Consider the following 25,222-nt stretch of genomic DNA (forward strand, 5'->3'; position numbering starts at 1 on the left):
CATTGCTTAGATTTAGCATTACTAAATTTGTCAAGAAACAACCTATTAAACCAAGGTATATAATCTATACGTTTGGCAGAAATATCCATTATTTAATGGATACTTTTTCAGACATTTCAGATTCACATCCTAGGCATAGGTTAAAAACATCCATTTCTTTTATGAGTATCAGACTTCTATTTTTTTTCTTAAGTGCTTTCTCTTTTACCACACTACAATCAATCGGACAAAGCTGGAGTGTATCTTCGCCCAATAATAAAATCAAAGTAACACTTGAATTAAGGCAGCCGGATAAAAATCTGGTTTATTATGTTGATTATGTCGAAAATACTACCACTGATGCTATTGTAAATCCCTCAGATTTGGGTGTCAGAAGAATGGATGAGCTTTTTGTGAATAACTTTAATTTTGAGGGAATCACTACCAGAAGTATTGATGAGAGCTACCAGAATGCTACGGGTAAGAAATTAAGTCTGAGAAATCATGCCAACGAAATGAGCGTCAGTTTTAAAACCAATAATAAACTGATGAATGTGATTTTTCGTGCTTATGATGATGGTATAGCTTTCAGATATGTATTCCCGGAAACATCGGGCGCAGAATATTATGTAACAGGAGAGAATACCACTTTTCAATTGCCAACCGATGCGAGTGCCTGGGTACAGGAATATGCTAATTTTCAACCAGTCTATGAAAAGTTTTTTAGCAACGGTACTCCTATCAATCAACCTATCTGGACTCAATCGGTTTTTCCAGCCTTATTTAAAACCTCAAGATTCTGGCTTCTGTTAACAGAAGCAGATTTACAGGATAATTTCTTTGCCAGCCATTTAGATGCCTATTATGGAAATGGTACTTTCAGATTGGCTCCTCCCAGTCAGGACGATGGGAATAACTATGTTAATTTTGCCAAATCTAGCCTGCCTTGGGTAATGCCCTGGCGTGTAGTTATGATAGGCAAAGAGAGCAAAAGCATAGTAGAGTCAAATCTGGTAAGCAATTTAAGTGCTTCTTCTACCGTTGCAGACAAATCCTGGATTAAACCGGGTTTAACAACCTGGAGTTGGTGGTCTAATTTGTATAGTCCGACGAATTATATGGATTCAAAAAAATTCATTGATTTTGCTTCAATTTTTAAATTGCCATACGCCTTAATTGACGTCGACTGGAATAAAATGAGTAATGGTGGAAATATCAATGACCTTATTAATTATGCTAATACAAAAAATGTAAAAATCTGGCTTTGGTATAATTCAGGAGGGCCTTCTAATCAGATAGATGCTGGGCCAAGAGACCTGATGCATATAAGAGAAACCAGAAGAGCCGAATTCCAGCGCATAAAGAATCTGGGAGTAAAAGGGGTGAAGGTAGATTTTTTTCAGAGCGATAAGCAAGAAATAATCAAACTCTATTTAGATATACTAAAAGATGCTGCCGATTACCAGTTAATGGTCAATTTTCATGGTTGCACAGCGCCTAAAGGGTGGGAGAGAACCTACCCTAATTTAGTAACTATGGAAGCCATAAAAGGAGCAGAAGCCTATATATTTGACGGTGATAATTTCAGACCTAATGCGCCTGTTCATCATACTATTCTGCCTTTTACACGTAACGCTATCGGGTCAATGGATTATACTCCTGTAATTATTGGTGAGTTTCGTGGTGTGGAGCATTATACAACTGATGTACATGAAATAGCCTTATTAAATACCTTTGAGTCTGGAGAAACACATCTGGTAGATAGAGATACAAGTTATTTAAGCTTACCACCTATTGCACAAAAAATGGTTCAGGAATTCCCGACAACCTGGGATGAAACGCATCTGGTTGACGGCTATCCGGGTACACATGTGATTATGGCCAGAAGAAAAGGAGATAATTGGTATATATCAGGCATTAACGGGCTGAATGTAGATAAGGCAATCAATCTTAATTTCTCACTTATTTCCAATGGAGAGTATATAAAACAATCATTAAAAGATGGCAATACGCCAAGAGATATCGTTTCATCAGAAGTATCTATCCCCGTCCAAGCAGGTTTTACGATTAATGAAGTTATGAAACCTTATGGAGGATTCCTGATAGTTTTGAAGAAAAAAGGCTGTCAGGAATCCTTTACACTTACAAATGCGGAAGATGATTTAATGGATACTTATAAAGCTTCTAATAAAATTACATCCTCGGTAAAAATTAATGCTAATAGAAATGTGAATTATGATGCAGGCAAATCTATAGATTTATTAACAGGCTTTGAAGTAAGCCCGGGGGCTACTTTTAATGCCAAAATGGGAGGTTGTTCAAACTAAAAATTAAATAGAAGATAAGCTTAATAGCAAAGAGATTCGTACTGATTGCCTCATACTGAATAGGGTAATTGGTACGAATCTTGAATTTTATGCGGAGCAATTCAGAAAGGCGAAAATAAGCCTTTGAAAATTTAATTTGTTATCAATCAAACCATTTTGCTAGAATGGAAGTCATGAACTTAATACAACGTAAACAGGCTTTTATCCGTTATACTAATAGACTAAAATTAAATGCCCATATTGAAGAAACATTCACTACAACCAAACATGAAACGATCATTTCATTATCTACTCTTTTTTCTATCGCTTCTTTCATTACAGAGTTTTGCTCAACCTACCGGATTTGTTGATGAACAAGTATCAGATGGATGGACTATCCCAGTTGGAATGACCTTTGATAAACAAGGAAGAATGTATGTATGGGAAAAAGGGGGTAAGGTTTTTATGGTTGAAAATGGTGTGAAAATTCCTATTCCGATTATTGATATCAGTAAAGAAGTTTTAGATTTTAACGATCACGGATTGAATGGGGTAGCACTTGACCCTGATTTTTTGAACAATGGATATATTTATCTACTATATGCGGTAAAAAGGCATCACGCGCTATACTTTGGTACACCCAATTACGATCCCAACAACGGAGATGGTTTCAAAACTACCATAGGGCGCTTAACGCGTTATACATTGAATAAAGCCAGCGGATTCAAGACGGTTGATGAAAGTAGCCGGAAAGTGTTATTAGGTGAAAGTATTTCTACAGGTATTCCGATTCTGGTAGATAATCATGGAGTGGGCTCTCTGGTATTTGGTTCGGATGGTACTTTATTAGTTACTGCAGGTGATGCAGCCCTTGCTAGCGAGCCACCAAGTGATGATACACAGAACCCATGGTTTTTAGAAGCTGTATCGGTTGGTATTATCACGGCAGATCAGAATGTGAATGCTTATCGAAGTCAGATACTGAATTCATTAAATGGGAAAATGTTACGAATTGACCCTGCTACTGGAAACGGCATTTCGTCTAATCCCTTTTACGAGACTAATAATCCTCGCTCGGCTAAATCTCGCATATGGGCTTACGGCCTAAGAAATCCGTTTCGTTTTACGATTCAACCCTCCACTGGTAGCGCTAATCCTGTCGATGCTAATCCAGGGACAATCTTTGTGGGCGATGTAGGTTGGAGCCATCGGGAAGAAATCAATACTATTACCAAAGGCGGACAGAATTTTGGCTGGCCCTCGTTTGAAGGCATCAGCTATACCAACGATTCTTATCGTAATCCTGCATTTGAACCTACTAATCCAGTATTACCAATTGTTGAATGGCGTGGCCCTCTGGCTCAGGCCTTGGTTAATGGTGAGGTATATGGAGTAGGCTCAGCTCAGTTTAAGGGAAAGGAGTTTACAGGAAATTCTTCGATTGGTGGTGTATTTTATAATTTGACAGCCTTTCCAGAGGCTTATAGGAATCTTTATTTTCAAGGGGATTATGAAGGTTGGGTAAAAGCCTTTCGTTTGGATGAAAAAAACAACCCGATAGAAGTTATTGATTTTACAGATAGAGTTAATCCTACCTGTTTTGCGGTAAATCCGATTGATGGGAGTCTTTATTATGTCAGTTATCTGTATCCTGATATTCATGAAGTAAGAAAAATATCATATAATCCGAATGCTAACCTGCGACCTGTTCTGGTAGCAGAAGCCTCTCCAGTTTATGGTACCAGCCCGTTGATAGTTAATTTTAAAGCTAGTGATTCAAAAGATCCTGAAAATGGCCCATTAGGCTTCTTCTGGGATTTTGGTGATGGGCAAAACTCAAATCTGGCTAACCCTACGCATACTTATGTAGCTGTTTCAACAGAACCACAAATCTTTAAGGCAACCTTAAAGGTTATGGATAATGCAGGTAAGTCAGATACAAAAACCTTTGAAATTTATGTCAATAATACACCTCCTAAAATTGTCAGCACGAGTATTGATAAAATTAACTCCTTTGAAAATTCCAAAGACTTTACAGTGAACTTATCGGCTGAGGTAACCGATAAAGAGCAGACCTATTTATCGTATCAATGGATTGTAGTATTACACCATGATGAGCATACCCATTTTGTGAATAGTTTCAGAAAGTTAGAAGGTCAGATAACTTTAGGTCAAGTACCTTGTGATAGCCAGACGTATTTTTATAGAGTAAGCTTAATTGTTACAGACCCATTGGGTTTAAGTGCCACTTATAATAAAGATATTAAACCGCTTTGTCCAGGTGATTCGACGTCTAATCCTGACCCCGATCCCGATCCGGTTATATTAAGTGTGTATCCTAATCCAACTAAAAGTACAATTGAGTTACTAGCAAGTGAAGATTTAGATAATCATCTGATTAAGTTGAGATTATTACGGAATACAGGGCAGGTAATTAGCGAACGGGAGGGTTATTGGAAAATCCTGAAAGGGCAGGTCAACAATGATTTATCAGACCAAAGCGCAGGTATTTATTTATTGAGTGTCAAATACGGAGATAAGAACAAAGTTTTTAGGGTTTATAAGGAGTAATACAATAAAGCCGGATAGCAATTAATGCTATCCGGCTTTATTATTTTAATATTTACTACTTGTAGGCTTACAAATGTACAACCTGTCCCGTTCTTACTGATTCGTCGCAGGCGAAAGCAATTTTTAAGCTATTTACTGCATCCTGAACGTGGTCTGTCAGGTCAACATCTTCCTGAATGGCTTTTAAGAAATAAGCCTGCTCTCTGTTGCAAAGCTCCTGATGGTCTGGTTCATCAGTCAGGTTAATCCAAGTATCTTCTTTAACAAAATTATTGTTGGCATCAATATCTGCATGGTGGAAACGCAAAGATTCTGTTTTGGTATGAGAATCAACATTATCTGATTTTCCACTACCACCGGCTTCTTTAGCTACTATAGACACACAACCTTTCGGGCCAATTACGTCTTTTACAAAAAACGCAGTTTCGCTCATCATCGGGCCCCAACCGGCTTCATACCAACCCACTGAACCATCTTCAAATCTGATTTGCAACTGGCCATAATTATAATTGGTGGCAGCAATATCGTCAGTCAATCTAGCACCGATAGCCGTTACCTGCAAAGGTTTTGAACGTGTCATCTGACACATCACATCGATATAATGCACACCACAATCAACAATCGGGCTCAGGCTTTTCATTAGGTTACGATGCACATCCCACATATTGCCATGGCTCTGCTGGTTCAGATTCATTCGCATCACCAATGGCTTTCCTAACTGGTGCGACAATTCTACGAATTTCTCCCACGATGGATGGTGGCGTAAAATATAGCCAACCACTACTTTTTTACCTGTTTCTTTGGCAACTGCTGCTACTCTTTCAGCGCCTTCTACTGTATCAGCCAATGGCTTTTCGATGAATACATGCGCACCACTTTCAAGGGCTTTAATTGCAAATTCTTCGTGCGTATCAGGGTATGTCGAGATACAAACTGCATCAGGCGTAGTTGCTGCCAGAGCTTCTTCATAATCTGAAAATAATTCATATCCGCCGCCCAGGCGTTCGTTTAATACTTCTTTGCTTTTTCCGGTTGAAACAATACCGCAAATTTCAAATCCATCATTGGTATGGTATGCCATGGCATGAGAAGCCCCCATATTTCCACAACCAACTACTAATACACGAATCGGACTCATAAGTTTTGTTATACTATTTTTAGGGTTGTACAAAATTCAATTGAGGATAGTTCCTTCTGAAACAATCTTCTACAAATGTACAAATTATTCTCTTATGATTTTTCTTGATACACTTCCATGCGATGTCTCAATTTTCAACACATACATCCCTTTAGCCAACTGACTTATATTAAACGAATTATTAGCCGATAGCTTATTAGCCTGCATAGCCTTGATTCCTGTTTGACCATAGAATGTGGCTTCTTTGAAAATAATGCCTACAGGTAATTCAATTTTCAATTCATCACTGGCAGGATTCGGATAGATGCTTACCTTAATGTTTTCATCGAATTCGGTTGCTAATACAACAGGTTTTACATTAACCGCAGTAGATGCAGCACTGGTACAGCCATCATCGGTAAGCGATCTAACTGTGTAATTGCCTCCGGTATTGTTTGGCGTGATAGTTGCCTGTGTCAGACCATTTACAGCATTTCCATCAACATACCATTGATATTTTGTACCACCAGAGGCTACCAGATTATTTCCACTCGTTGTTATTTTTGGCGTAGCTGGTACAATACAAAAAGTTTGTGCAGCACTGACCGAATTAAACTGATTATTCCCTACCTGAAACGCCTGTATTTTTACTTTACCTGCTTTGGTACCCAAGGTTACACGGCTTCCATTAACGGAAGCATCACCAGATTCTATCGTATATTGTACAGGTAGTTTTGAACTGGCAGTAGCGCTAAGTGTAAAAGATGTACTTGGGTTTTTGTCGGCAATAGGACCAAAACTAATGGTCTGGTCTGTTTTAGTAGGCAAGGCTCTATTTCCTTGCGCGAACCAGACTGCCCATTTTGCATCAGTTAGCCATTCTTGTGCCTCACCTGATGGAGAAATCTTATTTTTCTGCAAGTTGATAACCATAACTACTTCCTTGTCATCATCATTGATAGCATTAAAGAGTAGTTTATCATCCAAGCGAGAATAGCCCGGGTAACCTATGTCATTATTTGTATGGATAAGGTCTATATCGTTGTTTTCAATATCTACGCCAATCTGATGGTAAGTATCGGGTTCGTCAGAAGAAAAATAATCAAATGCAATGATATTCTGATTGTTTTTTGATAATGCAGGGTTTCCAATACTTTCACCTTCTTCCAGATCAGTAAATAGTTTTTCGATTTTACCATCACCAAAAGTTTTCTTGGCTGTGTTCCAAGCTCTAAGCAGACCTACGTCCCAGTATTCAATCTCACCTGATACACTACTCAAGCGGTTAAAAGCATCATAAATAATAATTTCACCTGAATAATCCCATTCAAACGAATCAGCATAGAGTACTTCACCCGTACTTACGCCCGACGAGTAAGTAGGATTATATAGTTTTAATTTGGCACTCTTAGCATTGTTTTCAAGATCAAACACATAAATATAAGGTTCTTTATCAGCAGTCAAACCCGCTACTCTTTTCCCATCTTTTGAAATTGCCACATTATACCAGGCTGCATCAGAAGACAATTTCTCTTCTTTAAAAGCCCCCGTCAATGCAATTCGACGGATATTCTTGTCTTTCCCAACAAAATAGGCATATTGACCATCATCTGTAACACTTGGCTTACTTAAACAGCTACTTGAAGAAATAGGCTTAAATTGCAAATCACTGATTTTTGCCAGATAAAGTTTGTCGTCGTTCGGGTCAAATGCCAGCACAAAATCACCACCATTATTGACCGGGATGGGTTGAGGTGTTGGATCAGGAGTAGGGTTGCCTGTACCTGTCGGGTCTGCAATACCCACTCCATCAAACGCAGCTTTTGCAGCATTTACAATAGCTGAATTGTTGCCATATAAGTCTGTGGCTGCTTTTATAACTGCTAAGCGTGCATCAACAAATTTAGACGTCCGGGTCAAGTACTTTGTAAGTGCTCTATAATATACCTGTTCAGCTTTATCTTTGCCAACATTAGCATTAGACGCAAACAAATAGAATGCATAGTTTGGAATACCGCTATTAATATGCACACCACCATTATCCTGTTCCTCTGTATTTTCTAAAACTAAATATTGTGACATGGTTTTGGGCTGATAACCGGGGTCTTTCGTGCCTCCCTGATTTGGATTCTGTAAACTACGCAAAGCACCTGATGGATAAGCTCCGGCTTTAATTACTTCTTCGCCTATAGTCCAGTCGTCACGATCAATCATGGCACCAAAAATATCTGCAAAAGATTCATTCAAGGCTCCTGATTGGTTCTGGTATTCCAAACGTGCCGAGGCTTCTACTACACCATGCGTCATTTCATGTCCAGCCACGTCTAAAGCACCTGCTAAAGGTTTGAATGCATCGCGACCATTGCCATAACCCATAAAAGCACCGTTCCAATAGGCATTGTCCATGCCTTTACCGTCTTCATCGGCAATATTAATTACTGAGATAATTGTACTACCCTTTCCATCTAAAGAGTTACGGTTGAATTTTGTACGATAAAAATCATAACAAATACCTGCATTATAATGTGCCGAAACTGAAGTAGCATTCCAACTAGTACCCGTGCTTGATAAAATATGCGAATACTTAGTATTATTTGACGGTGTATTCTTTGCATCAATCGTTAAAATTCCTCCAATAGGTGTATCAGGTAGCTTAGAGGTATTTTTGTTATACATTGGTCTTTGAGTGTCTATCATGTAATAACTACTTCCCAATTGCTGAATATTTAGGGTACGATTGACATTATTCAAGTCTTTAGCTGTGGCTGTAAAAGGCCCATCTAATGCACAGGTATGGTTAAATTTCTTAAGAATTTCTCCACTATTGGCATCTATAAAATACACCCAACGCTCGAGTATATTAGGTCTGATAGTTAAATAATAAGTAAGGCGTGCATCAATCCCTTTTTCGTCTGTATGAAAGATCAATAACTCTGATGTATGGTCTTGCTTGATAAAATCATTAGAAATCGTTTTTTGAACGATTGATTTTTTAGATATATCAACCATTGCTAATTCTATAGCTTTGGTTTCTGATATTTGTGGCTTTACTGATGCCAGCTTTGGGGTAGGGAAGTTGCGCCCATTAAGCGTTTCAATTTTATTATTTCTTGAATGTAGCCATATTTCTCCACCATAAATTGGTAAGTTTTTATATTTCTGCTGCAATTGCATATGTGTCATTCCAATTTCATCAGTCTCAGTAGCTTGTACTACCAGCTCTGCATTCGGATCCTGAATTTGTAATGAAGTTTTTACATCAGCCAGAAAGCCAGTAGCCAATGCCTGTGCACTCATACGTGTTTTTGTATTGGGTTTTGAGAAATTCTCAATCATCAATATTCTACCTGTTTCGGGGTCTTTGGTAACTTTATATTTACTGATGAGTTTGGAAGAAAGCGCCTTAGCATTGAGTTGGCGAGCGTTTTTGTCAGCTCTCTCGCCTTGAATTTCCAGGAAATTTCCTGCTGGCCTATTGTTTTTATCTTCTGTTGATCTTTGTTTTCGCTCAAAACCTTTTTGAGCAAGGGCAGAAGTGGTAATAAATAGTAATAAGATAAAGGTTAGTCTCATGATAGGTACGTTTATTAATTTAAAGGTACTAAACTCATTAGTTGTTTGTGCAATTCTTTGGCTTTTTCGGGCGCTTGTGTATTTGGCTTGCCCCATACGACCGATTGCGTCTGATTATTCTTCTGTAACCTTACAAAATAATACATATTGCCAGGTTCATTGGAATCGGATACTTCCTGAAACAGCATTTCTGATGTTTCAAATAGCTTTTTCACAGTTTTAGAGTTTTGCTTTCCTAAATCTTTAAATGTCGAATCGTTGTTTTTTCTGAATAAAAGATGCTTGTTTTCTAAAATCCTGTACTCATTGACCTGATTAGCAAATCCACCACCACTCCCAAAAATCAATTGACTCTTGGTATAAGTTAAAGGATTGATGGGTTTGGCACAAGAACTGAGAATTAGTACTGCCGTTACCAAAAGAAATGAAGAGGGGAAAATATTTATTTTCAATTTTTTCTGAAATTTTAGTTTTAATTATAAAATTAGAATTTACAGAACAGATAATTTATTCTGTATTAATTGATAGGATTGGTTGTTTTGAACAACTAGTTTTCATTGTTTTTTTTGTTTCTAATATGGTTTTATTTTTATAGTTCTGATACTACTCTGACGCAATTTAATTAAATAGTAACAAATATCAATTGATTTGCCGAGTATAGGCTAATCGTATATTTTTTACCTGGACGAATAATTTAATAAAAGAAATAAGCAAAATCAAGCCGAATAGGAGAGCTGTATACTCAGGTTTAAATGAATTTAAACCAAAATATTTGTTCATTCCATCTACATTGGCTAAATGTGCTACTGAAATGAGTGCAAAAAGCGAATATTGTCTACTTATTAGAGCGTAAGCAAAATATAAAGCAATGGCAGGGTAGGAGTACCTTTCGTGCATTTGCGTATTCACAAAAAAGAACAGCGTAGCTATTGTGGCAGCTGTAAGCCATACGAGGGCATAATAATCAGAATCGGCTAGTTTTTTAAACCAAACTAAGATATAAGTCTGGAATAAAAGCGGAATAAACACTAAAGCAGACGAACCAAAGAATAGCAAGAAACCCCATTTTTTATAGGTCAGCCCTGCAAAAATCAAAGTGTCGTTTAAAGTAGTTGGATCATCCTGAAGCAGTATATACCAAAGATTATAGGCATTCCAAGATACTCTTGGGAAGAAGCCTACTGATTCTCTAACTACTTTGACGAAGTTCCAGAATGTCCCTCCCCAGATAAACGGACTCAATAACCATAATTGGGTAAGCAAAGAAACACCTAACATTTTTAGTAATAACCATTTATCAAATTTTTGCGAGAATTGATATATTAACAATATCACAAAGAATGGCACAAATATGATAGCTTGTAGTTTTACATAAATAGAAAGTGTGCAAAAGAAAGTCGCCCAAAGCATTTTTCGCTCATAAAGGCAGATAATTCCTAAAACTACCATAGTGGTAGGCACACTATCCAATTGCCCCCAAATAACAGTGCAATACAGGTAACCCAGATTGAATAGTAAAAGATATTCAACCATTTTAATTGTATAGTATTTCCTTAATGCCCAAGCCAATGATAAGGCACAACCAAAATCGAATAGTAAAAAGAAGTATTTTAGCTGATAGCTATTTGCATAGATCAGGTCTTTAGTGCCTTGCAGTTTACCAAACCAATAAAGCCCATGCAAATAAAAAGGCATATAATTGGTATCGGAGTTATAGATTTGGCTCAAGCCATGTTCAAAGGCATAATAAGACCAGCGAGGCCAGTCATTATTTAAATCAAACCAAAAGCCTGTGTGAGGGATAATCGCAATTAATAGAATATAGAATAAAAGATGATGCCACTGTATAGGTAAAGAATTATCGCTGAGTCTCTGAAAGATTTTCATTCTATGGGTTTTGTTTATACAAGCAATGTCTGCCGAATTTCGGGTGCTCAAATTTCAGCATTTTGTTTTATATAATAAGTAGCAAGATTAAAGAAACCTTTATATTTGACAAACAAACTTCTGATAAATGAAAAGAATAATTTACTTAATGGTTTTAGTAGGGGTTATTTCAGCTTGCCAATCAGGTAAGGAAGCAAATACGACTCTGGCACCTATTGTGGTAGACAGCGTGAGTTTTAAACAAGATAGCCCACCTTATTATACTTCGGGTGGAGATACGCTTATTTCTTCTATTGACATTGTATATCCCAAACTTATGGGAGGAGATAGTTCGGTTATTAGTAAAATTAACACCTTCATGGCATCCTTACCACTCGAAGGACTATCGGTAGTAGTTAATCCGGAAGGTGACGGAAAAATAGCCAGTAATTTGACAGATGCATCAAAAGCATTCTTTGGCGCCGTAGATGGAGCAAGAAAAGAAATGCCTGATGCCCCCAATATGGTATATACTTATGAAGCTTTAGGTGATACCTTGTGGATTTCTCCAAGTATTATTTCATTGTATTATAACGAATCTGCCTATACCGGTGGAGCTCACGGGAATTATAATACTGCTTTCTATAATTTTGATGCTACCAACGGAAAGTTATTAGAGCTAAATGAAATAATAAACGATACACTCGCTTTAAACAAACTGGCAGAAGTAAAATTTAAAGCACAAGAAACAGCAATGGCCAAAGAGAATGGTATGGAGTTTAAGATGGAAGACTATTTTTTCCCGGCAAACAAATTCATATTGCCTCAAAATATTGGTATTACTAAAGATGGCTTAAGACTATTATATAATCCTTATGAAGTGGCATCTTATGCACGCGGTATGATTATACTAGATATTCCCTGGCAGGAACTAAAGGGTATTATGGTTGAAAAATATGCAGGAAAATAAAAAATGAGGTGCAGTAATGCACCTCATTTTTTTGCTCTGATTTTCTCTATAAAATCGGTCAGATTAGCGATAACTAAATAAGCAACTCCGAAAACGATAAGAGGTAAACAACTAAAAAAGATTGACCTTTTAGGATACCCCTCAAAGAAATTTGTCCATGACCACCAATAGCTGCTGCCCAAAATAAATGGATAAGTAAAAATTGCCAGAATAAGAAGCCAGGGCAGTTGAGTTCTTAAAGGCTTAGCCGGGTTGAAAACAATAAATGATAAACCCGCCATTGAGAACCACGGAAATATCGTGATGGCCCCCAATACTTGTAAGAGGATAATTAAAATTTTCATAAACTTTTACTATAACTTTAACAGTTGACAAAGTAAATAGGAGCAGTTTAAGGGCATAATTTTTATACTAGCAAAAGTTTATAAGCAAAAGTTACATGGTTCAGAGTATTAAACTAACTCTGGCTAATTATTGTTTGGCCAATTCGCGAATTGCTAACCACGACATCAGTCCGGGACCTATTTCAAGTGCAGTTTCATCAACATCAAAAGTGGGTGTATGTACACCAGAAACGATTCCTCTTGCCTCGTTTCGAGTACCTAATCTATAAAAACAAGAATCTACTACCTGCGAATAAAAAGCAAAATCTTCTCCCGCCATCCACAAATCAAGATCAATCACATTGTCTTTTCCCATATACTCAATGGCTTCATTTTTCAAACGACGAGTGAGTTCAGGATGGTTTTTCAGGAAAGGATAACCTTTGACAATCTCAAACTCACAAGTGCCGCCCATGGCTTCTGTAATACCCTCTGCCATTTTTTTCATGCGGCGCAAGCCATCTTCTCTCCACTCTTCATCCATGCAACGGAATGTCCCCTGAATAGTTACCTCATTCGGAATTACATTCGTTACGCCATCAGCAATAAATCGTCCGAAAGACAATACAGATGGATTGGCAGGTTTGCGATTACGTGAGATAATCTGTTGGAGCGAAACAATCACATGTGAAGCTATTAATACCGGGTCTATCAATTGATCAGGCATGGCCCCGTGTCCACCTTTACCTTTAATGGTCAGATACAGTTCATCTGTACTTGCCATATACATTCCTTCCCGGAAACCAATCTTGCCGACTGGAATATTAGGTGCTACGTGTTGACCAATCATGCCTGTAGGTGCTGGGTTTTCCAATACCCCTTCTTTAATCATGATAGAAGCACCCCCTGGCGCTTTTTCTTCGGCAGGCTGGAAAACCAACTTCACTGTTCCCTCAAATTCGTCACGCAGTTGATGCAAAATTTTTGCTACACCCAATAAAGACGAAGTATGTACATCATGCCCGCAAGCGTGCATCACGCCTTCATTGATAGATTTATAAGGAACATCATTTTTTTCATGAATAGGCAAGGCATCCATATCAGCTCTTAACCCTATTACTTTACTTTCAGGTTTTTTCCCCTCAATAAGTGCTACTACTCCCGTATCCGCAATACCTTCTTGTGGAGTTAATCCAATATCTTTAAGTTTCTGCGCTACAAAACGTGCAGTATTATATTCCTGAAAAGAGAGTTCGGGGTTGGTATGCAAATAACGACGGTTAGCGATAGTTTCAGACGCATATTCCTGTGCTAAGCGTTTTATTTTAGAGTCGATTGACATGAGTAAAGTTTTCTTTGGTAAACAAATTTAAACCAACCATTGTCAAAAGTAATGGTGATTTAATATAAAATCAAGCCTTTTTCAAAGGGACTGCTAAGTTACGTATAGAATACTTTTTTGCCATAACTTTTAATAAAAAATAGTGCTACCTCTCTTTGAAGGATGATAGCACTGTCTGAAATCTGTTAATGTAACTTTATTTCTTAGGCTTCGGTTCTTCTTTCGGAGGTTCCGGTTCATTTTCTCCTTTTAGATAAGTAGGCAAATTCAATCCTGCCATATTAAATAAATCGTTTAATGGAGGTACTGTTTTCATCATGCCTGATACAAAATTGGCGGTAGAGGACCCCCCATTTTCAGATGCACCATTTCCCGAGTCCCAAACCGTAATTTTATCAATCTTGATATTTTTAACAGCTTCTACCTGTGTTTTAACCAATTCCGGTAGTTTTTCAATCAATAATAACTGGAATGCCTTGGTTGGGTCGCCACCTGCGGCAGCTACTACTTCTCTATACCCCTCAGCTTGTTTGGTCAATATCTCATATAAACCTTTCGCTTCGGCTTCCATTTTGGCATAAATAGCATCAGCTTCTCCTTTGGCGTTTTCTCTGATTCGCTCAGCATCGGCTTGGGCTTCTATAATAGCTCTTTGCTTAGCTATTTCAGCAGGAATCACAATATTGGCGATTTGTGTAGACCTTTCTCTTTCCGAACGGGCCAACTCGGCTTTTTGTTCAGCCAGATAGGCTTCTTCCAAGGCTTTAGCCTGTTGTACTTTTTCCGCTGAAATGGCTACACGAAGCGCTTCTGCTTCTTTTTCTCTTCTCAAAGCTTCAGAGTTCGCAATGGCAATTTTGGCTTCGTTTTCTCCTTTTACTGCTATGGCGTTGGCTTCTGAGGTTTTCACACGAGTATCTCTCTGAGCTTCTGCTTTACCAATGGCTTCATCTTTTCCGGCAGCAGCAATGCTGATTTCGCGGTCTTTCTGCGTAATAGCTATTTTTACGTCACGGTCTCTATGGGTTTCCGCAATCTGGGTGTCTCTTTCACGGTCTGCGATGGCTTTTCCGGTTTCTCCGATTTTCTCTTGCTCTGCTACACTGATTTTCGCTTCGTTGATGGCTTTGGCAGCAGCTTCTTTACCAAGAGCCGCGATATAACCCGATTCATCCTTAATATCAGTTACGTTTACGTTAATCAATTTCAGACCAATTTTCTTTAGTTCTGTATCCACGTTTTTCGAGATATTCTCTAAAAACTTGTCTCTATCTGAGTTAATTTCTTCGATAGTCATGGTGGCAATAACCAGACGCAACTGTCCGAAAAGTATATCCTTCGATAATTCCTGTATTTGTTCAGCCGTAAGTCCTAATAATCTTTCAGCCGCATTATTCATGCTATCAGCTTCTGTAGAAATAGCAATCGTAAACCGACAAGGTACATCGACACGGATATTCTGGCGACTTAAGGCATTAGTCAGGTTGGCTTCTATTGAAATAGGTTTTAAATCCAGAAACGCGTAATCCTGAATAACTGGCCATATAAATGCACCTCCACCATGAATACACTTGGCAGAAGTTCCTCCGGTTCTACCATAAATAACCAGAATTTTATCAGATGGACAGCGTTTATACCTTGAAATAAGGGCAGTAATTGTCACAAACAGAACAATAGCAGCCACAACAATAATGATAAGTGGAGAAGACATTTCGAGCATGGGTTATATAAAGGTTAAATTTTTTCTACGACCAGCGTATTATTTTCAACGCCGATGATTCTGACTATTTCGTTGGTTTTGATTCTTCCGCTTTCGGTAATGGCATCTAATTCATAAAAAGCCCCTTTGACACTTACCTGCACTTTGCCTTTGCCACTCTTATGTTCGGGAATGCTCAGATAAACCGAACCTACCTGATTGACCGTATTATTAATCTGAAAAGAGTTGTCTTCAGAGAGTTTTCCAATTTGCTGAATGATAAAAAAGAAAACAGCTACAAAGGCAAGACCGATAAGAAAGGCAATAGTAGTTAAGACAAAATGATTGGGTATAATCTTATAAAATGAGATACCTGTCCAACCGAATCCTAACAGGAAATTAATCAGATTCCGGAATGAAAAGAGTTGAAAGGGCTCATGTGAATGCCCTAGATCGCCATCAAAATCCGGTTCAAGACCATCGGCAGCATCAACTCCGACGAAAGTCATGATAGTCTGAATCAGAAAAATTAAACTTGTCGGAATGGCAATGTACCAGAAAGTGCGCAGCAAAGGTTCTAAACTATTAAAAAAGTCCATAAGGGTTTCATTAAGGTTATGTGCAGAAACAAAGGTTTTGTTTCACCAATATACGAAGTTTCTGAGCTATTAAGCCAATTAATTTTTTATAAAGGACACCTTTATTTACTGATAAGACAAAAAACTATTAGTATCTCGCATAGATGTAAAGATAAATTCTAGGGTAGAATCATCGAAAAAAAAGCTCACGAAAGAGGCCAGGTTTTATTAAGCGTCAAGTCTTTCTTTTCTTTTTCTTGGCCGATGGAAACAAGACATTATTCAGAATAAGCCTATAACCGGGTGAGTGTGGAAATAGATTCAGGTCAGTAGGTGTGCGGTGGAAACCTCTCCGGCCTTCGGGGTCATGACCGCCGTAAAACACCCATTGTCCCAGGCCGAGTTCTCCGTAAATATAACGATGAGAGTCTTTGCCTTCACCCATTACTAATACATTTGATTTAACTGTCTTCTTATTAAAAGCAGAAGTCTGCCCCATAAATTCTCTGATTAAATGCTCGTGATTTTGCCCCAACATAGCCGGAATTACATCCCATTTGGCAGAGAAATCGAATAAATCGAAATAAGAAGTTACCTCATCATCAAATCTGCCAGACCACACATTAATATCCGAAAACGACATCGAACCATATCCTTCACCATCATTCAGATATAAACTGAAATTCTCAAAAGCCAGAGTTTTATTAAAATCCAGTTTTGATTGAGCATGGGCATCAATATCATCCCCATCAAAACGGCTGCTTACAATATCTGTTCCATCGGCCGATAAGGCAATATCTAATGTTTCAGCACCAGAGCACATGGCAAACAAATATCCACCACCCATGCAGAATAACTTAATCATTTTAGCCACATCCAATTTCAATGCAGAAACCTTTGGATACTTCAACCGACGGGCGATTTCTTCCTGTGCTTTCATATCCAAAGCCGACATGCGGCGCATATTGCGGCCATACTGCCCCGTAAAATCTTCATGATGTAAGTGTAGCCAATCATATTTGGCCAAATCGCCTCTGATGATTTCTTCATCATAAATTACTTCGTACGGAATCTCCGCGTATTTCAATACTAGCAAAACGGCATCGGTATCTTCAAAAGAAGAAGCACTTACTTTGATAGGGGAGTACACGGCTATTTTGGCAGCTTTAAACAGACGTACTACTTCCATATTCACATCAGGGTCTGAAATCTCCTTGAGAATAACCTCAACATTGGCCGTAGAAACTACTTCAAAAGATACACCCCGCACCAAACATTCTTTCTCCAGAGCAGGTGTATAATCGAACAGAAAACTTCCGCCACGATAGTTAAGCAACCAGTCCAGTTCCGTATTTTGCTGAAGCGTATTATAGGCTATACCATAGGCTTTCAGATGATTAGACTGACTGTCGTCCATAGGTATCAGTATTGAGTTGGCAAAACCTTGCCATGAACTCAACAAGCAGAGCAGAAGTAGTAGTTTTCTTGCCATAACCCAATCTTATTTTTACCAAATATACTAATCAATTGTCAGGTTTTATTTTTTGATAACATATTTTTTATAGCCTGATAACCAGTATTTTAGAGGTCTTTTTTTGTCATGCTTCTGGATTCAAACAAAAGTATGACAGACGCTTCAACATAGTATACTATACGTAGGATTGGATTAAAATAAGAGGGAATAAACGTAGGTTTATGTTCTCACTGAAAATTATGTACTTTTCTTAGATTCTATAAAATCCCATAGGTTTCCATATAGGTCTTCAAATACAGCTACTGTTCCATATTCTTCTTCTGAGGGTTGTCTGATAAATTTAATTTCGCTGGCTATCATATTTTTATAATCCCGCCAGAAATCATCTGTAAACAGAAAAAGAAATACACGTCCTCCTGTCTGATTTCCTACTCTGCTTTTCTGCTCTTCGGTAGATGCTTTGGCTAATAATAAATTGCAACCCGAAGTACTACCGGGCGGACTTACAATCACCCAGCGCTTGGTATCGCTCAGTGGTGTATCTTCAATCAGTTTGAAATGAAGTTTTTTAGTATAGAATTCTATGGCCTCGTCGTAATCATCGACTACCAGAGAAATATGGGCTATTTGTTGTTTCATGAGTGTTTATTGAGTGATTGTGCGATTTAGTGAATGAGTGATTAAAGTTTTTAAATCTAATCACTCATTCACTAAATCACCGCAGCGGCGGCCGCTAAATTATTATTTCTTCTTGCCTAACCACAACAACGCATCAAGCAGAAATTTGTTCTGGGTTTCGTTGTTGAAAGTGAATGATAATTCTTTGTTGGTCTTGCCTTCGTAATCAATATCATTGTGCCCCATATTAGCATAGATCATCTTGTATTTTTTATTAGTCCAAACTACCGGATAATAGCCACTATGCCAGATTTCGTGCTGTTTTGGCCCTGTTCCTAATGGGAAACTTGTCGAATCAATCGATACCAGAATTTCTATATCCGGATTTGCCTTTAAGTCATTTTTCCATCTATACCATTCATTCGGAGATGATTTGAAAGTTTCAGGCATATGCTTCATAGCGGGGTGTTTTCTGGCTTCTACTCTTAAAACTGCCGAAGTTGGCCGCCATGTATTACTTCCATATTCTCCCGATCCCAAAAACTGGTTATGATACCAATCCCAATCCTGATTGAAAGCGGATTTATTTAAGGCAAAAGCCGCAAAATGAAAGCCCATCCAGCCCCCACCATTTTCCATATATTGTCTGAACGCCTCTCGTTGTGCCGGATCTTCCGGGCGGGTATCTAAGAAAAGCACTACCTGATAATTTTTCAGAAATTCGGTATTGAGATTACTCCAGTTATTAGTAGAATCATAAGTAAAATTATTCTCCTGTGCCATTTTCGGAAACCATTTATTGGCTTCGTGTACATAGCTGATATGTGCTTTGTCGTTTTTGGCTGTATAAAAAGCAATGACCTTGAATTTCGGCTTTTTATTTTGTGCCAAGGCATTCGTAAAAAAGCCAATAGAAAAAAGCAGAGTCATTAATAACGAAATACGCTTAAAAAGAATCATGGGTTTGTGAATAGATGGTATAGGTTGAAAAATGTTTACTTCTTTTCTTTCTCTTTAATTTTTTCCATTTTTGATGGGTCTAAGGTTGCATAAATTGCCATGGCATGGCCATGCCCTAAACCAAAATCTTCTTTGAGCCAGGCTACTATTTCACCTGCTTTTACACCCGGTTTTAGTAAGCCTTTTACTTCGGCCAATTGTTTAAAATCTTCAGGTGTTTTACCTGTTTTCTGCTTGATATTATCAATATATGCTTGAAATGACATGATAATAATGGTTTTGTGTGTATCAGAAAAATGAGCTCAATAATATGGAAATGCAAACATTGTCGCACAGCATCATCATCGTCTTCTGGTAAAAGGTAGTCACCGTAGCGTCTACCTTTTTAATGGCTGTTTTGCGAATGATAATGCAATACTAAGCGTCCTCTAAATTTCCCACTTTGGCTTGTATTTTCAAAGCGTTCAACGAGATTTTCGCTAAAATCAGACTGTTGAGAATATATAGTGATTATCTTGTTAGGGAATGACATAGGTTTGAGTAAAATGGCAAATCGCGGACGGCATTCTGAGAATAATCTTAACTAGGTTCTATGTATAAAATTTGTTACAAACTCTTCTTAAATCGATACAAATAAGGTGCTTTATTCTGCGCACCCGTAAATTTCTTTTCCAATCTTTCTAATACATTCAGGTCCAGAATTTTCTTCTGGAAATTGTTCATCGCAAAGGGCTTATCATATACAGCCTCATATAATGCCTGTATTTCACGCATCGTAAAAGTTTCGGGTAGTAAATTAAAGCCAATCAGTTTTTCATCCAGATTCTGTCGGAGGGCAGCAAGGGCATAAGCCAGAATTTCGTTGTGGTCGTAAGTCATTTCCGGAACATCCTTGATATTCCTCCATTCAAGGCATTCTTCAAACTCTCCATTCTGAGGGGTTACCTTATTGATATCAACCAGGGCATAATAACCGATAGAAACAAACCGACTGGTTATCCATTCTGCTACAGTAGCATCAAATCGATGCGGGTCATATTTGATCAAAGCCGCCTTGATTGCTTCTTTGTGTTGATAGTTCTGAATGCGGGGTTCATCACCAAAAACCCTGAACTGCTCTAAATAGATATTCTCCAAGCCTGTTCGCTCTCTTAATACTCTATTGGCGGCATGGTCAATCCCCTCCGTTTTCATAATATATCCACCGGGCAAAGCCCAGTCACCTATACCAAATTTAAATTTGGATATCAATACTTTTAACTCACTGTCTTTATAGCCAAAAATCACACAATCAAGCGATAGGTGAGAAATATACTGGTTAATGTCAAATTTCTCCATCAATACTAAAATTTTTCAAGCAAGCACAAATATAGGGTTTTAATGTATAAGTAAGCTATTTGTTAAATATGATTATTACAAGATAGAATGGTAATAAAATTTATTATCTATTTTTTAGATAATAAAAATTTTGTATTTACATTTGCCTGTTCTGTGATCGTTTTTAAACTAAATATTTTTTTATGAAAAAATCTTTTCAATTATGGGCTGCAATGCCTTATTTTAAAATAGTTTGTGTTTCCGTCCTTTTTTCGGGGTATTCGATGCTTGTAAAAGCGCAAACCAAAGTAGATACCACCAGCTATATTCATACCGTGGATATAAGCACAGGAAAAATTGATACGGTGCTAGCCATCAAAAAGCATTATGAAGCACCTAACTGGCATCCTGATAATTACCTGATTTTGAATAGCTTCGGAAAAATTTATACCTTAGATTTATCATCGAAGAAAATAACGCAGCTCAATACCGGATTTGCTAAGCAGAGTAATAACGATCATGGTATTTCGCCGGATAAAAAATGGCTGGTGATTAGTAATCATGATAAAAATCACCCATCACCAAAATCGTATAAGTCGGCGCTTTATATATTGCCTATAACAGGAGGTGAGCCTAGATTAGTGACACCTGAAGTACCTTCTTTCTGGCATGGCTGGAGTCCTGATGGAAAAAACCTGGCCTATTGTGCCGAGCGAAATGGCAATTTTGATATTTATACCATAGGTGTTGATGGCGGAACAGAAAAGAGATTGACCGAGACCACAGGTCTGGACGATGGACCGGATTACTCTGCAGATGGTAAGTACATTTATTTTAATTCATACCGAACCGGACATATGCAGATATGGCGTATGCTGGCAGACGGCACACAGCCCGAACAATTGACATTTGATGAAAACTCTAACTGGTTTGCACATCCGTCGCCTGATAATAAGTGGATTGTTTACATTGCTTATACTTCGGATGAAAAGCAAAACCATTTATTCGGAAAAAATGTCAAACTTCGCCTGATGGATTTAAAAACCAAAGCTATCAAAGATATTACACCAGTTTTTTTTGGAGGTCAAGGCACAATTAATGTACCTTCGTGGAGTGCTGATAGTAAAAAAATCGCCTTTGTCAGTTACTTAGTTAAATAAATCAATCAACCTTAATACAAAACATGAAAAACGATAGTTCGTCTTCCAGAAGAAAGTTCCTGCAACAAATTGGTGCTACCAGCTTGGTAGCTGCTTCGTCGCCATTTGCCTCATTAGCTGCCCAGCAAAAAGCAGAAGAACGTATTTTAACCTATGACAGAAAGATTACAGCCAACGATAAAGTAAGAATTGGCGTAATTGGCTTTGGTGTTCAGGGGCATTATGACTTAGGCAGCGCCCTTAAAGTACCCGGAGTAGAACTGGCCGGTATTTGTGATTTGTACCCGGGTAGACTTGAAAATGCGAAAGAAATGTATGGAAATGACCTTTTCGTTACCAGAGATTATAGAGAACTTTTAGAAAGAAAAGATATTGATGCTGTCTTGATTTGTACTACCGACGTATGGCATGCTAAAATGACATTGGACGCTCTGGCAAAAGGCAAGCACGTATATTGCGAAAAACCAATGATTTATAAAATCAGCGAAGGGCAACCGGTTGTGGCAGCAGCTAAAAAATCGGGTAAAGTCGTGCAGATCGGTAGCCAGCGGGTAAGTAGCCTTGGTTTGGCAAAAGCAAAAGAATTATTGGCTTCCGGAGAAATCGGTAAGTTGAACATGGTTAACTCTGTCAATGACAGACAAAGCTCAATTGGTGCATGGGAATACACGATTCCGAAAGATGCAAGTCCTGAAACGCTTGATTGGGATAAATTCATTTCTATTACAGGCAAGAAAATACCTTATGACCCGAAGAAATTTTTCTGGTGGAGAGCTTTTAAGGAAGTAGGTACGGGTGTTGCCGGTGATTTGTTTATCCACTTATTGAGTGGTACACACTTCATGACCAATTCTAAAGGGCCGGAATCTATCGTGAGTACCGGACAATTCAGCTATTGGAAAGATGGCCGTGATTTGCCTGATGTAATGTCTGGTGTGATGCAATATCCTGATACTCCTGAGCACCCTGCTTTTCAGTTGACTTTACAGGTAAACTTTATCAGTGGTACAGGTGGACAGGAACTAACCCGTCTGATTGGCTCAGAAGGAATAATTGATGTAAGAGGTAATACGATTACCGTAAAGCATAGCATTATGCCGGAAGCTCCGGGTTTTGGCGGATATGATTCTCTTTTCACTTTCTCGAAAGCAATGCGCGAAGAAATGCAGAAAGAATACGATGCCAAATGGACACCTGAACAAAGAAAGAAAAAAACAAAAGAAGACATCGTTTTCAATCCACCGGCAGGGTATAGCGAGCACGTAGACCACTTTACCAATTTCTTTGATTCAATAAGAACCGGAAAACCTGTGGTTGAAGATGCCGAATTTGGTTTCAGGGCAGCAGCTCCGGCTTTGTCTTGTAACGAAAGTTTATTGACAAAGAAAATAATCAAGTGGGATCCCGTTGCTATGAAATTGAAAGCGTAATGCTTTGAACAATAATGGATTAACATTCAAGAAATAAGCGTTATTAGATCTTTGTTAAATCGGGCCTTCGGCCGTGGGATAGCCTATTTTTGCACAAATGCTATGACAAAATCCAAATAATGTCTAATAACGCTTATTTATTGAATCCTAATCATTACGTCTCTACTTTTTACAATGGTATAATTCGTACAAATGCCCTTAAAAAATAAACCCCTCTACGCACGTGCTAAGCATAGAGGAGGTTTATTTGAATTAATCGTTGTGGGAATTTAAAAGTTGTGGATCGTAGCGGTATTCCCCTAAAGACACCTAAAAAATTTTAAGCTAAGGCCCGCTCTCGCGAGAGATAGTACATATAGTTGGTAATTGGTGGATCTGTCAGCCCGATGTGGCGGGCTATGTTAGTTATTTGTACCCGGTGGTAGGTACTGTGGTCAAAACACATTTGTATGAGTTCAAAGCGTGGAATGTCACAGTCTAAAACATTCGGAATATATACGTGTGTGGTTTCAATCAATTCATTTTCTTCAAGGGCTAAGGTATAATCAGCAAATTTTTCTGATTGCTCCAGTAAACCCTCAAATATCTCATCAGCCGAAGCACTATAAGTTTTTTCGTAAGGAGATAGCGCAGAAGTATGCTGCAAACAGGCAAACCACGAAAGCTCTACCTGCCATATATGCACTAAGGTTTGTTTGAGGCTATTAAAACTTGAAGGAACTTCCGCATCAAGTAAATTGACAGGTTTGGTTTTCAGCCAATTGACAATTCTCTTGTTTGCCACCTGATTATAGATCGCATAATCTTTTATTATTGTGTGTAGATTCTTGTCAGTTGTTGCTGTAATTTCTTGTAGCATAGCCCGTTTCCGTTTAGTGTTACAAAGTAAATACAGGTGAGTGACAGCCCTATGTCAGCAGGAAAAAAGAAATTTTTAAAATTTTGAAGAAATATCCGCAACCATTGTTTTTAGCTTATCTTTCAGGCTTTTAGGCGTTAAAATCTCAGCCTGATCTGCAAAAGTAATATACCAACGGGCAAAAACATCTAATGAAGCACTCAGGAAAGTCATTTCCACTACCTCGCCCTTATCAGTTTCTGAGACAAAGCCGTTGAAATATTTTTGTTCCAGCAAAAAGCGCAGGGCGGGTTTATTTACCCGTATCACAACCGTTTCCAGGTTTTCATTTTCCGGCATTCGTTCTAAATATTCTTTTAGCGAATAATGCTCTTTTTTAAACGGTTCTTCTGTTAGAGCAATTTTTGAAATGCGGTCGGTTCTGAAATGTCGGTAATCATTCCTTAAATGGCAGAAAGCTATGGTATACCAATAATTAAATTCATGATAAATACCCACAGGTTCAATTTTGCGCTGCAATGGCTCGCTAGAATTAAAGCTTGCATACTCCATTCTGGCGATTTTCTTTTCGGAGATACTATTCAGAATAATTTCAAGTGTATTGTTGATTGATTTATTGAAAGGAGTTGTTCGCTGGCGCACTTCGATATTTTCTTCAATACTATCCAGCATATCTTTTTCAGCGCTTTTCAAAACTGATTTTACCTTATACATGGCCGATTTATAACTGGCTTTTGTAGAAAGGTCAGTAAAAGTTTCCATCAACTTTTCGGCTGTTATAAATGTCCGGGCTTCTTCGCGAGTAAACATAACAGGAGGGAGGCGATACCCATCCATGATAGAATACCCGACACCCGCTTCGCCTATAATAGGTACACCGGCCTCTTCCAACGAACGCACGTCTCTATATACCGTTCTTAAACTGATATTAAAACGGTCGGCAATATCCTGTGCTTTTACGATTTTTTTCGATTGTAATTGAATTAAGATAGCAGTGATTCTGTCGAAGCGATTCATAAGTATGGGCGAAAATTGCTACAAAAGTCTGAAATAATTAGAATATCTGATGAAATTTTCTCT

At 38.1% G+C, this 25,222-nt stretch carries 20 protein-coding genes; 5 read left to right on the top strand and 15 right to left on the bottom strand.

All coding sequences use genetic code 11. The features are described 5' to 3' along the window. Positions 1-161: 161 nt before the first annotated feature. Together ACYVFA_RS11390 and ACYVFA_RS11395 are read left to right on the top strand one after the other, a co-directional pair. Positions 162-2,306 (top strand): glycoside hydrolase family 97 protein, encoded by a 2,145-nt coding sequence (locus ACYVFA_RS11390; RefSeq protein WP_460471944.1) that lies wholly within the window; start codon positions 162-164, stop codon positions 2,304-2,306. A 267-nt stretch (positions 2,307-2,573) separates the two neighbouring features. Then, positions 2,574-4,856 carry a PQQ-dependent sugar dehydrogenase gene (locus ACYVFA_RS11395; RefSeq protein WP_460471945.1) on the top strand — a complete coding sequence of 761 codons (2,283 nt, stop codon included), beginning with the start codon at positions 2,574-2,576 and terminating at the stop codon, positions 4,854-4,856. A gap of 67 nt (positions 4,857-4,923) precedes the next feature. Here the strand turns inward: ACYVFA_RS11395 and ACYVFA_RS11400 are convergent, their stop codons facing one another. From ACYVFA_RS11400 to ACYVFA_RS11415, 4 genes are all read right to left on the bottom strand, one after another. Continuing rightward, positions 4,924-5,994 carry a Gfo/Idh/MocA family protein gene (locus ACYVFA_RS11400; protein ID WP_460471946.1) on the bottom strand — a complete coding sequence of 357 codons (1,071 nt, stop codon included), beginning with the start codon at positions 5,992-5,994 and terminating at the stop codon, positions 4,924-4,926. An 84-nt stretch (positions 5,995-6,078) separates the two neighbouring features. After that, positions 6,079-9,546, bottom strand: a complete 3,468-nt coding sequence (locus ACYVFA_RS11405) for a M4 family metallopeptidase (protein WP_460471947.1) — start codon at positions 9,544-9,546, stop codon at positions 6,079-6,081. A gap of 14 nt (positions 9,547-9,560) precedes the next feature. Next, positions 9,561-9,998 carry a hypothetical protein gene (locus tag ACYVFA_RS11410; protein WP_460471948.1) on the bottom strand — a complete coding sequence of 146 codons (438 nt, stop codon included), beginning with the start codon at positions 9,996-9,998 and terminating at the stop codon, positions 9,561-9,563. Positions 9,999-10,185: 187 nt separating this feature from the next. Beyond that, on the bottom strand, positions 10,186-11,433 hold the full coding sequence (locus ACYVFA_RS11415) for a hypothetical protein (protein WP_460471949.1): 1,248 nt from the start codon (positions 11,431-11,433) through the stop codon (positions 10,186-10,188). Between the two features lie 127 nt (positions 11,434-11,560). On the opposite strand from ACYVFA_RS11415, the gene ACYVFA_RS11420 reads away from it, so the two are divergent. Further along, positions 11,561-12,382 (top strand): DUF3298 and DUF4163 domain-containing protein, encoded by an 822-nt coding sequence (locus ACYVFA_RS11420; RefSeq protein ID WP_460471950.1) that lies wholly within the window; start codon positions 11,561-11,563, stop codon positions 12,380-12,382. 23 nt (positions 12,383-12,405) lie between these two features. On the opposite strand, the gene ACYVFA_RS11425 is transcribed toward ACYVFA_RS11420, so the two are convergent. The 9 genes from ACYVFA_RS11425 to ACYVFA_RS11465 all read right to left on the bottom strand — a co-directional run bounded on the left by ACYVFA_RS11425 (position 12,406) and on the right by ACYVFA_RS11465 (position 20,714). Further along, on the bottom strand, positions 12,406-12,726 hold the full coding sequence (locus ACYVFA_RS11425; RefSeq protein WP_460471951.1) for a hypothetical protein: 321 nt from the start codon (positions 12,724-12,726) through the stop codon (positions 12,406-12,408). A 127-nt stretch (positions 12,727-12,853) separates the two neighbouring features. Next, on the bottom strand, positions 12,854-14,047 hold the full coding sequence (locus ACYVFA_RS11430; protein WP_460471952.1) for a M20 metallopeptidase family protein: 1,194 nt from the start codon (positions 14,045-14,047) through the stop codon (positions 12,854-12,856). A gap of 196 nt (positions 14,048-14,243) precedes the next feature. Next, entirely contained in the window at positions 14,244-15,758 is a 1,515-nt protein-coding gene (locus ACYVFA_RS11435) for a flotillin family protein (RefSeq protein ID WP_460471953.1), read from the bottom strand. A gap of 23 nt (positions 15,759-15,781) precedes the next feature. Then, complete coding sequence (locus tag ACYVFA_RS11440) at positions 15,782-16,345, bottom strand: NfeD family protein (protein ID WP_460471954.1); 564 nt, start codon at positions 16,343-16,345, stop codon at positions 15,782-15,784. 214 nt (positions 16,346-16,559) lie between these two features. Then, positions 16,560-17,816, bottom strand: coding sequence for an asparagine synthetase B (locus ACYVFA_RS11445; protein ID WP_460471955.1), 1,257 nt, complete (start codon positions 17,814-17,816; stop codon positions 16,560-16,562). Positions 17,817-18,035: 219 nt separating this feature from the next. Continuing rightward, the gene (locus tag ACYVFA_RS11450; RefSeq protein WP_460471956.1) at positions 18,036-18,437 is read right to left on the bottom strand and encodes a VOC family protein; all 402 of its coding nucleotides are present in this window, start codon (positions 18,435-18,437) and stop codon (positions 18,036-18,038) included. Between the two features lie 102 nt (positions 18,438-18,539). Continuing rightward, entirely contained in the window at positions 18,540-19,346 is an 807-nt protein-coding gene (locus ACYVFA_RS11455) for a ThuA domain-containing protein (RefSeq protein WP_460472089.1), read from the bottom strand. A 65-nt stretch (positions 19,347-19,411) separates the two neighbouring features. Next, on the bottom strand, positions 19,412-19,642 hold the full coding sequence (locus ACYVFA_RS11460) for a DUF4287 domain-containing protein (protein ID WP_460471957.1): 231 nt from the start codon (positions 19,640-19,642) through the stop codon (positions 19,412-19,414). A gap of 340 nt (positions 19,643-19,982) precedes the next feature. After that, on the bottom strand, positions 19,983-20,714 hold the full coding sequence (locus ACYVFA_RS11465; protein WP_460471958.1) for an NUDIX hydrolase: 732 nt from the start codon (positions 20,712-20,714) through the stop codon (positions 19,983-19,985). Positions 20,715-20,896: 182 nt separating this feature from the next. On the opposite strand from ACYVFA_RS11465, the gene ACYVFA_RS11470 reads away from it, so the two are divergent. Together ACYVFA_RS11470 and ACYVFA_RS11475 are read left to right on the top strand one after the other, a co-directional pair. Beyond that, the gene (locus tag ACYVFA_RS11470; RefSeq protein WP_460471959.1) at positions 20,897-21,853 is read left to right on the top strand and encodes a TolB family protein; all 957 of its coding nucleotides are present in this window, start codon (positions 20,897-20,899) and stop codon (positions 21,851-21,853) included. Positions 21,854-21,876: 23 nt separating this feature from the next. Further along, complete coding sequence (locus ACYVFA_RS11475; protein ID WP_460471960.1) at positions 21,877-23,283, top strand: Gfo/Idh/MocA family protein; 1,407 nt, start codon at positions 21,877-21,879, stop codon at positions 23,281-23,283. Positions 23,284-23,602: 319 nt separating this feature from the next. Here ACYVFA_RS11475 and ACYVFA_RS11480 read toward each other — a convergent pair whose 3' ends face one another. Both ACYVFA_RS11480 and ACYVFA_RS11485 read right to left on the bottom strand, forming a co-directional pair. Next, positions 23,603-24,142 carry a DinB family protein gene (locus tag ACYVFA_RS11480; RefSeq protein WP_460471961.1) on the bottom strand — a complete coding sequence of 180 codons (540 nt, stop codon included), beginning with the start codon at positions 24,140-24,142 and terminating at the stop codon, positions 23,603-23,605. A gap of 75 nt (positions 24,143-24,217) precedes the next feature. Then, positions 24,218-25,159, bottom strand: coding sequence for a helix-turn-helix transcriptional regulator (locus ACYVFA_RS11485; protein ID WP_460471962.1), 942 nt, complete (start codon positions 25,157-25,159; stop codon positions 24,218-24,220). Positions 25,160-25,222: the final 63 nt, after the last annotated feature.

Source organism: Emticicia fontis (genome assembly GCF_054779675.1).

What these genes read in the sequence shown, in the direction of transcription:
- ACYVFA_RS11440 (WP_460471954.1), bottom strand. Translation starts at nt 16,345, where the DNA reads ATGGACTTTTTTAATAGTTTAGAACCTTTGCTGCGCACTTTCTGGTAC.
- ACYVFA_RS11430 (WP_460471952.1), bottom strand. Translation starts at nt 14,047, where the DNA reads ATGTCAATCGACTCTAAAATAAAACGCTTAGCACAGGAATATGCGTCT.
- ACYVFA_RS11465 (WP_460471958.1), bottom strand. Translation starts at nt 20,714, where the DNA reads ATGGAGAAATTTGACATTAACCAGTATATTTCTCACCTATCGCTTGAT.
- ACYVFA_RS11485 (WP_460471962.1), bottom strand. Translation starts at nt 25,159, where the DNA reads ATGAATCGCTTCGACAGAATCACTGCTATCTTAATTCAATTACAATCG.
- ACYVFA_RS11400 (WP_460471946.1), bottom strand. Translation starts at nt 5,994, where the DNA reads ATGAGTCCGATTCGTGTATTAGTAGTTGGTTGTGGAAATATGGGGGCT.
- ACYVFA_RS11425 (WP_460471951.1), bottom strand. Translation starts at nt 12,726, where the DNA reads ATGAAAATTTTAATTATCCTCTTACAAGTATTGGGGGCCATCACGATA.
- ACYVFA_RS11405 (WP_460471947.1), bottom strand. Translation starts at nt 9,546, where the DNA reads ATGAGACTAACCTTTATCTTATTACTATTTATTACCACTTCTGCCCTT.
- ACYVFA_RS11420 (WP_460471950.1), top strand. Translation starts at nt 11,561, where the DNA reads ATGAAAAGAATAATTTACTTAATGGTTTTAGTAGGGGTTATTTCAGCT.
- ACYVFA_RS11450 (WP_460471956.1), bottom strand. Translation starts at nt 18,437, where the DNA reads ATGAAACAACAAATAGCCCATATTTCTCTGGTAGTCGATGATTACGAC.
- ACYVFA_RS11445 (WP_460471955.1), bottom strand. Translation starts at nt 17,816, where the DNA reads ATGGCAAGAAAACTACTACTTCTGCTCTGCTTGTTGAGTTCATGGCAA.
- ACYVFA_RS11470 (WP_460471959.1), top strand. Translation starts at nt 20,897, where the DNA reads ATGAAAAAATCTTTTCAATTATGGGCTGCAATGCCTTATTTTAAAATA.
- ACYVFA_RS11460 (WP_460471957.1), bottom strand. Translation starts at nt 19,642, where the DNA reads ATGTCATTTCAAGCATATATTGATAATATCAAGCAGAAAACAGGTAAA.
- ACYVFA_RS11395 (WP_460471945.1), top strand. Translation starts at nt 2,574, where the DNA reads ATGAAACGATCATTTCATTATCTACTCTTTTTTCTATCGCTTCTTTCA.
- ACYVFA_RS11480 (WP_460471961.1), bottom strand. Translation starts at nt 24,142, where the DNA reads ATGCTACAAGAAATTACAGCAACAACTGACAAGAATCTACACACAATA.
- ACYVFA_RS11435 (WP_460471953.1), bottom strand. Translation starts at nt 15,758, where the DNA reads ATGTCTTCTCCACTTATCATTATTGTTGTGGCTGCTATTGTTCTGTTT.
- ACYVFA_RS11455 (WP_460472089.1), bottom strand. Translation starts at nt 19,346, where the DNA reads ATGACTCTGCTTTTTTCTATTGGCTTTTTTACGAATGCCTTGGCACAA.
- ACYVFA_RS11390 (WP_460471944.1), top strand. Translation starts at nt 162, where the DNA reads ATGAGTATCAGACTTCTATTTTTTTTCTTAAGTGCTTTCTCTTTTACC.
- ACYVFA_RS11475 (WP_460471960.1), top strand. Translation starts at nt 21,877, where the DNA reads ATGAAAAACGATAGTTCGTCTTCCAGAAGAAAGTTCCTGCAACAAATT.
- ACYVFA_RS11415 (WP_460471949.1), bottom strand. Translation starts at nt 11,433, where the DNA reads ATGAAAATCTTTCAGAGACTCAGCGATAATTCTTTACCTATACAGTGG.